At 47.4% G+C, this 14,331-nt stretch carries 11 protein-coding genes; 4 read left to right on the forward strand and 7 right to left on the reverse strand.

Features of this window, described 5'->3' with window-relative positions:
• Window positions 1-29: 29 nt before the first annotated feature.
• From K0335_RS07525 to K0335_RS07540, 4 genes are all read right to left on the reverse strand, one after another.
• The gene (locus tag K0335_RS07525; RefSeq protein ID WP_058657096.1) at window positions 30-1,478 is read right to left on the reverse strand and encodes an ATP-binding protein; all 1,449 of its coding nucleotides are present in this window, start codon (window positions 1,476-1,478) and stop codon (window positions 30-32) included.
• The gene (locus K0335_RS07530; RefSeq protein WP_000351433.1) at window positions 1,478-3,601 is read right to left on the reverse strand and encodes a transposase; all 2,124 of its coding nucleotides are present in this window, start codon (window positions 3,599-3,601) and stop codon (window positions 1,478-1,480) included. The genes K0335_RS07525 and K0335_RS07530 overlap by 1 nt, the downstream gene beginning before the upstream one ends.
• The gene (locus tag K0335_RS07535) at window positions 3,588-4,430 is read right to left on the reverse strand and encodes a TnsA endonuclease N-terminal domain-containing protein (protein ID WP_000090707.1); all 843 of its coding nucleotides are present in this window, start codon (window positions 4,428-4,430) and stop codon (window positions 3,588-3,590) included. The genes K0335_RS07530 and K0335_RS07535 overlap by 14 nt, the downstream gene beginning before the upstream one ends.
• Before the next feature lie 142 nt (window positions 4,431-4,572).
• On the reverse strand, window positions 4,573-5,775 hold the full coding sequence (locus K0335_RS07540; protein ID WP_046077096.1) for an NAD(P)/FAD-dependent oxidoreductase: 1,203 nt from the start codon (window positions 5,773-5,775) through the stop codon (window positions 4,573-4,575).
• A 229-nt stretch (window positions 5,776-6,004) separates the two neighbouring features.
• Here K0335_RS07540 and pitA point away from each other — a divergent pair, with 229 nt between their 5' ends.
• Window positions 6,005-7,504 carry an inorganic phosphate transporter PitA gene (pitA, locus tag K0335_RS07545; protein WP_000902800.1) on the forward strand — a complete coding sequence of 500 codons (1,500 nt, stop codon included), beginning with the start codon at window positions 6,005-6,007 and terminating at the stop codon, window positions 7,502-7,504.
• 51 nt (window positions 7,505-7,555) lie between these two features.
• Here pitA and uspB read toward each other — a convergent pair whose 3' ends face one another.
• The gene (gene uspB, locus K0335_RS07550; protein WP_000626190.1) at window positions 7,556-7,891 is read right to left on the reverse strand and encodes a universal stress protein UspB; all 336 of its coding nucleotides are present in this window, start codon (window positions 7,889-7,891) and stop codon (window positions 7,556-7,558) included.
• Between the two features lie 392 nt (window positions 7,892-8,283).
• Between uspB and uspA the strand changes: the two genes are divergently transcribed.
• Together uspA and dtpB are read left to right on the forward strand one after the other, a co-directional pair.
• Window positions 8,284-8,718: a universal stress protein UspA gene (gene uspA, locus K0335_RS07555; protein ID WP_000323571.1), complete on the forward strand. Its 435-nt coding sequence runs from the start codon at window positions 8,284-8,286 to the stop codon at window positions 8,716-8,718.
• Window positions 8,719-8,961: 243 nt separating this feature from the next.
• Window positions 8,962-10,431, forward strand: a complete 1,470-nt coding sequence (gene dtpB, locus K0335_RS07560; RefSeq protein ID WP_046083701.1) for a dipeptide/tripeptide permease DtpB — start codon at window positions 8,962-8,964, stop codon at window positions 10,429-10,431.
• A 48-nt stretch (window positions 10,432-10,479) separates the two neighbouring features.
• Here the strand turns inward: dtpB and rsmJ are convergent, their stop codons facing one another.
• Entirely contained in the window at window positions 10,480-11,232 is a 753-nt protein-coding gene (gene rsmJ / locus K0335_RS07565) for a 16S rRNA (guanine(1516)-N(2))-methyltransferase RsmJ (protein ID WP_000686614.1), read from the reverse strand.
• 7 nt (window positions 11,233-11,239) lie between these two features.
• Complete coding sequence (prlC, locus tag K0335_RS07570) at window positions 11,240-13,282, reverse strand: oligopeptidase A (protein ID WP_219393779.1); 2,043 nt, start codon at window positions 13,280-13,282, stop codon at window positions 11,240-11,242.
• A gap of 202 nt (window positions 13,283-13,484) precedes the next feature.
• On the opposite strand from prlC, the gene rlmJ reads away from it, so the two are divergent.
• Window positions 13,485-14,327, forward strand: a complete 843-nt coding sequence (rlmJ, locus tag K0335_RS07575) for a 23S rRNA (adenine(2030)-N(6))-methyltransferase (protein ID WP_010326142.1) — start codon at window positions 13,485-13,487, stop codon at window positions 14,325-14,327.
• Window positions 14,328-14,331: the final 4 nt, after the last annotated feature.

The following is a 14,331-nucleotide window of genomic DNA, read 5'->3' on the forward strand; positions in this document are numbered from 1 at the left end:
CTCTTTGACCGTTACGAACTGTTACCTCATTACAATTTATTAAGTGGATCTATATTTATAAGCCCGCAACGCTGAAGAGCATCGTAGGTATTTTTCTTTTCAGCTGTTCTGTTGATAACAAGATCGTGGTCAAGAGACAGTATTTTCTCGTCGAAATTGCGCAAAACCTCGTCTATTTTTCCTACGAATTCCTTGTGCTGTGGCCTGTCTATATCCCCAGGGATCAAAGACTTTAGGGACTTCTCTGCCATGATTTTAGCCGAAGCATCACCCTCATTAGATGCAGAGAGCCATTTAGCTTCCTCATCTTCAGTCGCGGCCCCCGGGAGTGGAGTATCCTTATATTCCTCCGTATGACTCACGAGTACCGGTACAGAGGCCGACAAGACTGCGCCAGTGATGATTTCATTGCCGCTACCGATAACCTTTAATTGTGCCCCCCGATAAATCATCTGAGCCAATCCAATATTGCCTTTAGATAAAATGAATAATTTTTCGTTTAACTCATCATTTAATGGAGTTTCAACATTTGTCCATTGTAATGGCCATAAATAATGAATAAACGATTGCCAGTCTTGTGAATCGTATCTAACATTCTTAATTTTCATGTAACCACCAGACTCTGCCCGCCTGGCAATTCTCATTTTCTTTGTCAGCGTCTCGTCAAAAGGATGATTTCCACAAAAAACCATAGATACCCCCATGGAATCTACAATTTCATGTAAAAAATCAATCAACTTACTCTCACCCCCGGTTCTTGAAAATTTAAGCCTCTGCATTTCATCAATAACAAGGATACCCAAAAATGATGATTTAATTCTTTGTGCAATCTGGCGAGCCAGAGCACCATTTCTAATCTCAGGTGTAGTTCGTTCAATACCAATTGCATCATCTAATTTTTGTAAAATCTCTTCACAAATGTCTCTCACACTTGAATTGTATGGACAATTAATCTTTACCCATACAATTTGCTTACTGAAGCCGGGAAAAACTCCTTTATAGCTGCTGTGTTCTATAATCTGAGGGAAATGATCCATGACTTGCTCAATCATGGTAGTTTTTCCAGAACCACTCATTCCAACTATCGTAATAGTTTCAGCCTGGGATTTAAAATATCCACTTTCTGGCTCAATATCAGGACGCTCATTTCCATAGTAATGAAGATATTGAATTGTTCCGCTTTTTAAAGGATTACGAGCTGCATAGCTTTCCCTAAGTGCCCGTAAGATCATCTTATAAGCCTGGATAAGATTGGTTTGAGGGCAACGGAATTTCTTTATACGTTCGACATACTGCTCTCTAACATTCGCCGGGGCAGTCCAGCGGATTTTTTCGTCAATTTCGGGGAAATAACTCATTTCCAGAAGTACTTCATCTTCCGTAAGCGCTTCAGGAAGTGCTTCAATTAAGGGATTGCCACGATACTCAGGTAACTCCTGTTCTTTATATATCGCTGAAACGCGCCGTATAAGGTTCATTATTCTGCGTCCTCAGTCTTCTTCTTACCTTTTAACCATCTTTGTTTCTCCTCCCGGCCAGGCAAAAGCAGAACATTACTGGATGAAGGAAGTAGGGGTTCAGATCTTCCATTAGCAACATGAGTTCGCCCTAATGAATCAAGTTCATTTTTCCTGTTCTTTTTAATATCTTTACCATGTACCCGGCGAGATTCGTATATTTCATTTAATCTTTCGTTACCTTTCCTGTTAAATTCATCTTTATTATTGATATTGCTGAGCGAATCCAGAGTAAATAAATTAATTTCTTTTTGAGTATCTACCCAATCAGCCATTACATCTGTATCAAGATGAGCTTTCCCTTTAAATACATCTCTTTTCTTAAGTAGGTAATGTTTTTTGAAAATGCTATTTTTGTCAAATCTTACATATATATAATCTACGCAATTGTCATCTATTCTTGCTTCACAAGTGGTTCTTCCAAATACTCTGACACCTGATGCAATTTCAGGATCACATTCATAAAAAAGATTATTGTACTGAATCCCACCGGCGGTAATGTTAGCGTTCACAGGGATTAACAATCGTGCGATCACTTCGTCGGCCCCAACGGCTCTTGCGCTGAATCTCCCGTGCTTTAAGCTTATCATCCAACTATTTTTTGGTGATATTACGAGATCATTTTCAATCAGTAAGGGATTGATATAAGCCAGTTCCTCATACGTTCTCTGATTATGTGCAAGTATCTCCCGAATCAGTAAAGACGTGACCTCCTGAATCGTTAAACAAGCCCTGGATTGCGGTGTTGGCTCTCCTTTAACAATCTTTCCCCTTCGTGTTGTTCCAATAAGCCTATGAATAACCTCATCATTCAGAATGCCGAAACAGCGTTCAACAATGCTTTTTCTGTCGCCTCTACCGACTGGCGCAAACTCAAGTTTTGTCAGGGGGGTCATCTCTTCCTGAGGTTTAAGACCAATCATCTCCCCGTTGTCACACATCAATGTTAATGGAATGTGAGAACAAGGCCAATCATCATCAGTAATAGAGATTCCAAATAATCTACAATATTCTTTTTTTGGCATAAAGCAATTTGCTAACGCTTGTCGGGCGGCTCGCCATGAAGCATGGTATAAAGAAACATGAAGGCCAACAATCATTCTTGTTGCACGATCCACCACTGTATAAATAGTAGGACGCCCAATGACTTTTCGTCTGTTTAAACTCGAAATAAGATGTACATCAGCGACAGTTGAGTCTATTTCGAAAACATCACCCGGCAAAACAGTTGTATTAGCCACACTACCTAAAAGCGCCCGCATTTTGAGGTCTATTTCTTTTTTCGTGTTCTTCTTATTTATCGAGAAATCTTTAGTGAAGAGTTTTTTATTCCAGTATGAAAATTGTTTTAAAGAAGGAACATATGGAGCTCTATTTTCTAGGTTTGCTGTTTTAATTTCATCCCTAAAATACAAATCAATATGTCTCTCTAATGTTTTCTTTATCGTATCTCCGTTAACTTTATAATGATACGTAATGAGAGATTTTCTAATATTATTTATATCTCTTTCATTAAGAATGAAAACACGTGATCGTTCATTAGGTAATGCTCTGTTTTTTTTGGAATTCCCAAGTTTAATTTCATGTTTGATTCTACTTTTCCCAGCGGCGCCACAGTTCGAGAATGCGGGTAGCAATGCATAAATATCCTGCCCATGTCGCCAATACAACGCCAGAAGCGTTCTGATAGTATATTGTGATATTTTTTTATTTCTGGAGTAATCCATTAAAAGGTGCGACTTTTTATGTAATGCATAGTCGAACAGAAACATTCTGTCATCTACAAGATCTTTAATGATATTGTAATTTTCATCTCGCCTTCCTCTGTCTTTATCTGTTATTTCTTTCTCATCTACTAACATATATGAAGGATATATATAATCTTTACAAGTTATGCTATTTGATTCAATATAATATTTAAACATTGAAAATGAGAAAGGGATTGGCTTACCCGTTCTTTCTGATTTTATTTTAAACAAAATTAACAAATCGACCTTTCTGTCAAAATCCAAAACACGGTAAAGTCCCTCTGCAAGCAAATCAGTGCCTTGAGAGAGCCAGACTGAATTCCTAATAATATCCATTTGCGTTCAGTCCTATATAGTGGTCATTGGAAATTATCTTTATCAGACCGGTTTCGAGTATTGGATATGATAAATCAACATTTATCATTTTTAATCCAATCATTGCCTGCAATAACATCATCGCTTCTTGTGCATCTACCCCAAAGATTGATGAAATCATTGCACGTAGTCCTACTATGGGATAAACATCTGGTTTAAGCTTCCATAGGATTTTATCAAGAGGATATTTATCATAAAATTCAGAACCATCTCTTAATACAGAAGTAGCCCAGCAAATGTTTTTACCGACGACGTTATTGAGTTCCGAGCCAACATAAATTTGAAACTCAACATCAATCAACTGCCAAAACATCCTCTCTATTTCAAGTTTTTGGGCTTCGCGTTCAGGTATGCTCTCGTTATGTTTTACTGCTATAGCTTTGTATCGAAGTCCGCCTTCAGGAGTTCTCAAGGTCAGTAAAAAATCGGTTGTCATAACATTCAGAACTTCGACAGGTACTCCTCTTACTCCCCTCACCATAGGATGTTGAAAATGTAGATGATTTGCTATTTGTTGGGTAAGCCGGAGAGGAAAGAGTGGGAATTGTTCCCGGATATCAATCACCGAGTCATTAAACTCAGCCAGATAGAAAAAGTTACTTTCGACAGAAGAAAGGAGATGATGGTTTCGAAACGTCTTAAGGCCAAAGACTATCGAACGGTTTCCACGGGATTTAACGTCCTGAGCTCTAAGCCAGGGCTGATAACTTTGGCCATAGCCCACTCCTATGCCGTCACCTAGCGCATTTTCATAATCCAAATAGGATTTGAGACGCCTACCCCTAGCCATGATCGTACCCTAAAAACGACATTGATACGTACCTATATGTGCATTTTATAGTCTCCAACCCTATAACCACACATTCAGTAAGTATACAACATTAGCGTCGTTTTTTGAGAATGGTTACAACTTTAGTGCTTTGTGTACAACTTTATTGTCCTCGGACAGCTACCAAATCCTGCGCACAGGCCCAGGCACTCGACCAGGCCCACTGGAAGTTATAGCCACCAAGCCAGCCAGTCACATCCATGACTTCACCAATAAAGTACAAACCAGGCACTTTACGTGCTTCCATTGTCCGTGATGAGAGTTCGTTAGTATCCACACCGCCGAGGGTAACTTCGGCGGTACGGTAACCTTCCGTACCATTTGGCTGTACACGCCATTCGGTGAGCGTGGGGATAAGTGCCTGCTGCTGACGAACATTCAACTGCTTTAAAGCCACATCCGGGATTTGCCCCAGCTGTTGCAGGCACTCTACCAGACGTTTTGGCAGATGAATCGCCAGCGTATTTTTCAGGCTTTGATTCGGATGCGCCTGGCGTTGCTCATTGAGAAACGCATCGACATCAATATCGGGCAATAAGTTAACGGTCACAAACTCACCGGGTTGCCAGTAACTGGAAATTTGTAGCACTGCCGGACCAGAAAGGCCACGGTGGGTAAAGAGAAGATTTTCACGAAACACTTTGCCGTTTTCCGCCGTGATAACGGATGGCACCGAAACGCCTGCCAGAACGTGTAGTTGTTCGAGTAATGGCTTATGTAAGGTAAATGGCACCAGCCCGGCACGGGTCGGCAATACCTTAAGACCAAATTGCTCGGCAATCTTATAACCCAATGGCGAGGCACCAAGACCAGGCATCGAAAGCCCACCGCTGGCGATAACTAATTTATCTGCCGCCACGCTGGCACCGTTTAGTTCAATGATGAATCCATCTTCACCACGACAGACACTCAATACTTCACTGCGAAGTCGGAATGTCACGTTTCCCTGTTCACACTCTGCCACCAACATATCGACAATCTGCTGGGCGGAGTCGTCACAAAATAACTGACCAAGCGTTTTCTCATGCCACGCTATGCCATGCTTATTCACCAGATCGATAAAATCCCACTGGGTATAGCGCGCGAGTGCTGATTTACAGAAATGCGGGTTCTGGCTCAGATAAGCAGCCGGTTCGACATACATATTGGTGAAATTACACCGCCCGCCACCAGACATCAGGATCTTACGCCCTGGTTTTTTACCATTATCGATGAGCAGCACCCGGTTACCTGCTTGCCCTGCCTGAGCAGCACAGAACATGCCTGCCGCACCAGCGCCTATAATAACGGTATCAAACCTTTCCACGTTGCACTCCTCTTGAAAAACGGGGGCGAATTGTAAAGTTTCCTAAGTGGTCGCACCAGCAACAATATTGCTTAAATTTAGTATTTGTCTGAATTATATAAGATAATTCTTTAGTGGCAGGTAAATAAGGAGGAGACAAATCAAAAAAAGTCCAGATTTCACTTTGCCCGCGCCGCCAAAGTCCCTGATAATGCGCCGCGTTCATGTCCTCAAAATGGCGTAACGTCCTATGCTACATTTGTTTACTGGTCTGGATTTACATACCGGGCTTTTATTATTGCTTGCTCTGGCCTTTGTGCTGTTCTATGAAGCTATCAACGGCTTCCATGACACAGCCAATGCGGTGGCTACCGTTATCTACACCCGCGCGATGCGTTCGCAGCTGGCAGTAGTAATGGCGGCAGTCTTCAACTTCCTGGGTGTTCTGCTTGGGGGTCTCAGTGTGGCCTATGCCATTGTGCATATGCTGCCAACAGATTTGTTGCTCAATATGGGTTCCTCACATGGTCTTGCCATGGTGTTCTCTATGTTGCTGGCGGCGATTATCTGGAACCTCGGAACCTGGTACTTTGGTTTACCAGCATCCAGCTCCCATACACTGATTGGCGCAATTATCGGCATTGGTTTAACCAATGCGTTAATGACCGGCACCTCCGTTGTGGATGCACTCAACATCCCGAAAGTAATGAGCATTTTTGGTTCGCTCGTTTTCTCTCCTATTGTTGGTCTGGTATTTGCTGGTGGCCTGATCTTCTTACTACGTCGCTACTGGAGCGGCACCAAGAAGCGTGCGCGTATCCACCTGACACCAGCAGAACGTGAAAAGAAAGATGGTAAGAAAAAACCGCCATTCTGGACGCGTATCGCGCTGATCCTTTCCGCTATTGGCGTAGCGTTCTCCCACGGAGCGAACGATGGTCAGAAAGGTATTGGTCTGGTTATGCTGGTACTGATTGGCGTTGCTCCGGCAGGCTTCGTGGTGAACATGAATGCCTCTGGCTACGAAATCACCCGTACTCGTGATGCCATCAATAACGTAGAAGCTTACTTTGAGCAGAATTCTGCGTTGCTGAAACAAGTGACAGGAACTGAGCAAATCGTACCTATTCCGCAAACGGGTACTGATAAACCTGAAGAGTTCCATTGTCATCCGGCTAATACCATCAACGCGCTGACTCGCCTGAAAGGCATGTTGACTACGGATGTGGAAAGCTACGACAAACTGACGCTTGATCAACGTAGTCAGATGCGCCGCATTATGCTGTGCGTGTCCGATACCATTGATAAAGTAGTGAAAATGCCGGGCGTAAGCCCAGACGATCAACGACTGCTGAAGAAACTGAAGGGCGATATGCTGAGCACCATCGAGTATGCGCCGATTTGGATCATCATGGCGGTCGCGCTGGCGCTGGGTATTGGTACAATGATCGGCTGGCGTCGCGTGGCAACGACCATCGGCGAGAAAATCGGTAAGAAAGGCATGACCTATGCTCAGGGGATGGCAGCACAGATGACAGCTGCAGTTTCCATCGGTCTTGCCAGTTACACCGGGATGCCGGTTTCCACAACCCACGTACTCTCCTCCTCGGTGGCAGGTACGATGGTCGTTGATGGAGGTGGTCTGCAACGTAAAACGGTGACCAGTATTCTGATGGCCTGGGTATTTACCCTGCCAGCAGCAATTCTGCTTTCCGGTGGTCTGTACTGGATTTCCCTGCAGTTTATCTAACAGGCAGTATTGAAATGAGCGGGTCAGGAAACTGGCCCGCTTTTTTTATCCTTAGTGCCAAATCAGCAATGCAATCAAACTAATCACCACCAGCCCACAAAGCGCACTGGTCAGAATGAACTGACGACGGACACGCTCGCAGCGGCGGATAAACTCTTCATCGTGGTGATCACGGTAACGTTGAGCGTAGATGTACCACACCAGCCGTACTTGTTTGTTAGGCTGACCATGTGAGGTGAAAAATCCCCCGCCATCAACATACTGGTAGAGCAATGGATCGCAACCACGAAGTACTACAAGTAGAGCACGTAGTGATGAGAAGTAACGCGCCATGTTGATGATGCAAACGACACATAAACCCCAGAATAATGCGACGGTGCTGATCATATCTCCTCCCCGGCGACCTACCCTCGGAGTCCCCTCTCCGGGGTTAACGCTCTCCGATAACTTTTCATAGAGTTCAGAAAGAGTACTTCCAAAAACCGCTCAATATTGAAGAAATATCCGAACGGCTTAATTAATAGTGTAGGAGATGAGGTAAAAATTTTTCCAGAAGGATAACTACTATCAATGCAATTTACTGGAAAATTTGTTTAACTGAAGGCCAGGCAAGGTTGATTGACGGATCATCAAGGTCACTATAATGTAAGGATGGTCTTATCAATATTGTTTACGGCTGGGCTAGCCCCGCGCTGGAAGTACGCAGGACGCGGGTGACGCGACGGCACAAGAAACGCTAGCTGGCTAGTCATCGACAACTTTATGGAAGGAGTAACACTATGGCTTATAAACACATTCTTATCGCGGTTGACCTCTCCCCGGAAAGTAAAGTTCTGGTAGAGAAAGCGGTCTCTATGGCGCGTCCTTATAACGCGAAAGTATCCCTGATCCACGTAGATGTAAATTACTCTGACCTATACACGGGGCTTATTGATGTTAACTTGGGTGATATGCAAAAGCGTATCTCCGAAGAGACACATCACGCGCTGACTGAGCTTTCCACCAACGCCGGTTATCCAATCACTGAAACCCTGAGCGGCAGTGGCGATCTGGGGCAGGTACTGGTCGATGCTATTAAAAAATATGATATGGACCTGGTGGTTTGTGGCCATCATCAGGACTTCTGGAGCAAGCTGATGTCTTCTGCTCGACAGCTGATCAATACCGTTCACGTAGATATGCTGATCGTCCCACTGCGCGACGAAGAAGAATAATCTTTCCTGCCATTCACTACGCCCGCATCTGCGGGCGTTTTTTTGTCGTAAAAGTCCTAATCAATTTAGCATTGCACTCTGTTTTTATATAAAAAATTAGTGTGATCAACTAATTGTTTTGAGAAATAACAGAGCATCAATCTATTCACACATCCAATAACAACAGTCTATAGTAAACGCGACTTTTCGCGCGTTTTGGCTTACGCGTCCATACTTTCTGGATGGTTTTGGAAGGCAATAAATATGAATACAACAACTCCTACGGGCCTGATGCAGCAACCGCGCCCGTTCTTCATGATTTTCTTTGTTGAGTTATGGGAGCGCTTTGGCTATTACGGCGTTCAGGGCGTTCTGGCGGTTTTTTTTGTTCAACAACTTGGCTTTTCCCAGGAACAGGCATTTGTCACCTTCGGCGCATTCGCCGCCCTGGTGTATGGTCTTATCTCGATTGGTGGTTATGTCGGTGACCATCTGTTAGGAACAAAACGTACCATTGTTTTGGGCGCTATTGTTCTGGCACTCGGTTATTTTATGACCGGGATTTCCCTGCTCAAACCTGACCTGATTTTTATCGCCCTCGGTACTATCGCAGTGGGTAACGGTTTGTTTAAAGCTAACCCGGCGAGCCTGTTATCGAAATGCTATCCGCCAAAAGATCCGCGTCTGGATGGCGCTTTCACGCTGTTTTATATGTCCATAAATATTGGTTCTTTACTGTCGCTGTCTCTCGCGCCGGTTATTGCTGAGAAATATGGTTATTCCGCAACCTATAACGTATGCGGGGCAGGCTTGATAATCGCTCTGCTGGTCTATTTTGCTTGCCGTGGGATGGTGAAAAATATTGGTTCTGAGCCAGACTTCTTACCGCTGAGTTTCAGTAAGTTGCTTTATGTGCTGGTTGGCACGGTCGCGATGGTCTATGTCTGCGCCTGGCTGATGCACAACGTCGAAGTCGCCAATCTGGTATTGATTGCCCTGTGTATTGTGGTCACCCTTATTTTCTTCCGTCAGGCACTCAAGCTGGATAAAACCGGGCGCAATAAAATGTTTGTTGCCTTTGTCCTGATGCTCGAAGCGGTGGTGTTTTACATTCTCTACGCCCAAATGCCAACGTCGCTGAACTTCTTTGCCATCAACAACGTGCATCATGAAATTCTCGGCTTTTCCATCAACCCGGTCAGCTTCCAGGCGCTTAACCCGTTCTGGGTGGTGGTTGCCAGTCCTGTTCTGGCTGCGATCTATACCCGTCTTGGCAGCAAAGGCAAAGATCTCTCGATGCCGATGAAATTTACTCTCGGCATGTTTATGTGCTCGCTGGGCTTTCTTACTGCCGCCGCTGCGGGAATGTGGTTTGCTGATACACAAGGGCTGACATCGCCGTGGTTTATCGTGCTGGTTTACTTGTTCCAGAGTCTGGGTGAACTGTTTATTAGCGCCCTGGGGCTGGCGATGGTTGCCGCTCTGGTGCCGCAGCATTTGATGGGCTTTATTATCGGGATGTGGTTCCTGACGCAGGCTGCCGCGTTCTTGCTGGGCGGCTATGTGGCAACATTTACCGCAGTACCAGACAATATTACCGATCCACTTGAGACACTGCCCGTCTATACCAGCGTGTTTGGTAAAATTGGCTTGGTTACGCTGGGCGTTGCAGTAGTGATGCTGTTGATGGTGCCGTGGCTGAAACGCATGATTGCGACGCCGGAAAGCCATTAATTATTCTTGCAGAAAACAGGGTAGCAATAATACTACCCTGCTTTACTTTCACACCGGCGTACCTGCATAAATATCAAAGCGATGCCCTTTGGTAACTACCGCGTTTGGCGTGGCGACATTCGCCAGCGGTGGCGCGTAGTCCGGGCGCTTTACCACCACGCGTTTGGTCGCCAGCAACCGAGCAGGCTCCAGCAACCCATCAGCGTCGAGATCCGGCCCCACCAGCGACTGGAACACGCGCATCTCTTTTTTCACCAGCGCACTTTTCTGCTTATGCGGGAACATCGGATCGAGATAGACCACCTGCGGGCGCGGGGTAATATCAGTCAGCGCCGTCAGGCTGGAAGCGTGAATCAACTGCAAACGCTCCTGCAACCAGCCGCCGATTTCCGCATCCGCATAACCACGCGCCAGGCCATCGTCGAGCAGCGCGGCAACGACTGGATTACGCTCCAGCATCCGCACACGACAGCCGACCGAAGCCAGCACAAAGGCATCGCGCCCCAGTCCTGCGGTAGCGTCCACCACGTCCGGGAGATAATCGCCTTTAATGCCCACCGCTTTCGCCACCGCCTCACCGCGCCCACCGCCAAATTTGCGACGGTGCGCCATCGTTCCGCCAACAAAATCAACAAAGATGCCGCCAAGTTTTGGCTCATCGCGCTTACGCAATTCAAGATGCTCCGGCGTTAACACCAGCGCCATCAGGTTGTCTTCATCGTGCTCCAGCCCCCAGCGGGACGCCAGAACAGATAAGGCGCCGTCTCCGGCGCCTGTTTCATCAATTAAACAGATTTTCACTGAATGATCAGCCCTTAATGCCGTAGTGCTCCAGCATCGCATCCAGTTGCGGTTCACGCCCACGGAAGCGTTTGAACAGATCCATCGGCTCTTCTGAACCGCCACGGCTCAGAATGTTGTCGAGGAACGACTGCCCGGTTTCACGGTTGAAAATACCCTCTTCCTCAAAGCGTGAGAAGGCATCCGCTGCCAGCACATCGGCCCACAGGTAGCTGTAGTAACCTGCCGCATAACCACCGGCGAAAATATGGCTGAAAGCGTGCGGGAAACGGCCCCATGACGGAGACGGTACCACGGCAACCAGTTTCTTGATTTCTGCCAGAGTTTCGAGGATTTTCGCCCCCTGATCCGGACGGAATTCTGCATGTAGACGGAAATCGAACAGGCCGAACTCCAGCTGACGCAGAATAAACAGCGCCGCCTGGTAGTTCTTCGCCGCCAGCATTTTATCCAGCAGTTCTTTCGGCAGCGGTTCGCCAGTCTCATAGTGACCGGAGATAAACGCCAGCGCCTCCGGCTCCCAGCACCAGTTTTCCATAAACTGGCTCGGCAGTTCGACCGCATCCCACGGCACCCCGCTGATCCCGGATACACCGGCGGTTTCAATGCGGGTCAGCATATGATGCAGACCATGACCGAACTCGTGGAATAGCGTGATTACTTCGTCATGCGTAAACAGCGCCGGTTTACCATTCACCGGGCGGTTGAAGTTACATGTCAGGTAAGCGACCGGTTTTTGCAGCGAACCGTCGGCTTTACGCATCTGGCCTACGCAGTCATCCATCCACGCCCCGCCGCGCTTGTTCTCACGGGCATACAGGTCGAGGTAGAAGCTGCCGCGCAGTTCGTTGTTCTCGTCATACAGTTCGAAGAAACGGACATCCGGATGCCAGACATCAACATCTTTGCGCTCTTTAGCGGTGATGCCGTAAATACGTTTCACCACTTCAAACAAGCCGTTAACCGCTTTGTTTTCCGGGAAGTACGGACGCAGCTGTTCGTCGCTGATGCTGTAGAGGTGCTGTTTCTGTTTTTCGCTGTAGTATGCGATATCCCACGGCTGCAACTCATCGACGTCAAATTCGGCTTTGGCGAAGGCGCGCAGCTGTGCCAGCTCTTTTTCACCCTGCGGACGGGCGCGTTTTGCCAGATCGGTTAAGAAATCAAGCACCTGCTGCGGATTTTCTGCCATTTTAGTGGCAAGGGATTTAAAGGCGTAGTTTTCAAAGCCCAGCAGTTGCGCCAGTTCGTGACGCAGAGCGAGGATCTCTTCCATCACCTTGCTGTTGTCCCATTTACCGGCGTTCGGGCCTTGATCGGAGGCGCGAGTGCTGTAAGCGCGATACATCTCTTCACGCAAGGCCTGGTTGTCGCAGCAGGTCATTACCGGCAAATAGCTTGGGATATCCAGCGTCAGCAAGTAGCCTTCCAGTTCTTTCGCTTCGGCCTGGGCTTTTGCCGCCGCCAGCGCGCTTTCTGGCATACCCGCCAGTTCCGCTTCGTCGGTAACGAGTTTGGTCCAGCCCATTGTCGCATCAAGGACGTTGTTGCTGTACTGGTTGCCCAGTTCGGAAAGACGGGTAGCAATTTCGCCGTAGCGTTGCTGTTTCTCTTTCGGCAGACCGATGCCAGAGAGTTCAAAATCACGCAGGGCGTTATCAACCGCTTTCTTCTGCGCCGTATTCAGCGTGGCGTAATGATCACCATCGCGCAGGTCGCGGTACGCTTTATACAGCCCCTCATGTTGTCCTACCCAGGTGCTGTATTCCGACAGCAGCGGCAGGGTTTGTTCGTAGGCTTCACGCAGTTCCGGGCTATTTTTCACCGAGTTCAGGTGGCTGACCGGGGAGAAGATACGCCCCAGCACATCGTCTACTTCCGCCAGTGGCTGGCAGAGATTTTCCCAGGTGTACGGTGCCCCTTGCGCTACTACGCGCTCCACATTTTCGCGGCAGTCATTCAATGCCTTCGTCACAGCTGGAACCACATGTTCCGGGAGAATTTTAGAAAACGGAGGCAATTCAAAGGGAGTCAGTAACGGATTCGTCATTAGCGCAGTCCTGGTTAAAGAGGTTAAGGAAGCGCTCAACAGGCGCTTTACATAATGTGTGTAGCATGGGGTTAAGTGTAGTGAATTTCAATGAGAAACGTTACGCTTTCGCGGCGGCGGCCTCTTTTCGGTATACTGTCCTGATAGGCTTTTGTGCGCCCCGAATACGGGCCGATTTATACTTACCGGAACACCTTTACCCATGCTCAGTTATCGCCACAGCTTTCACGCTGGCAACCACGCCGACGTCCTTAAACATACCGTTCAGAGCCTGATCATCGAGTCACTGAAAGAGAAAGATAAACCGTTTCTCTATCTGGATACCCACGCGGGTGCGGGGCGTTATCAGTTAGGCAGTGAACATGCCGAGCGTACCGGCGAATATCTCGAAGGTATCGCCCGTATCTGGCAGCAGGACGATCTGCCTGCGGAGCTGGAACCGTACATCAGCGTGGTGGAACATTTTAACCGTAGCGGGCAGTTACGTTACTACCCAGGTTCGCCGTTGATTGCTCGCCAGCTACTGCGCGAGCAGGACAGTCTGCAACTGACCGAGCTGCACCCGAGCGATTACCCGTTGCTGCGCTCTGAATTTCAGAAAGACAGCCGTGCGCGCGTGGAAAAAGCCGACGGTTTCCAGCAGCTTAAAGCCAAGCTGCCGCCGGTTTCCCGCCGTGGTTTAATCCTTATCGACCCGCCGTATGAAATGAAAACCGACTATCAGGCGGTGGTCAGCGGCATTAACGAGGGGTATAAACGTTTTGCCACAGGCGTCTACGCGCTGTGGTATCCAGTGGTGCTGCGTCAGCAAATCAAGCGCATGATCCACGAGCTGGAAGCGACCGGTATTCGCAAGATTATGCAAATTGAACTGGCGGTACTGCCAGACAGCGATCGCCGTGGCATGACCGCTTCCGGCATGATTGTGATTAACCCGCCGTGGAAGCTGGAACAGCAGATGAATAACGTGTTGCCGTGGTTGCACAGCAAACTGGTTCCGGCTGGCACCGGGCATGCCACCGTAAGCTGGATCGTGCCAGAGTAATTGC

The sequence above is a fragment of the Escherichia sp. GZ89 genome, from assembly GCF_019366485.1.
GTDB lineage: Bacteria > Pseudomonadota > Gammaproteobacteria > Enterobacterales > Enterobacteriaceae > Escherichia > Escherichia fergusonii.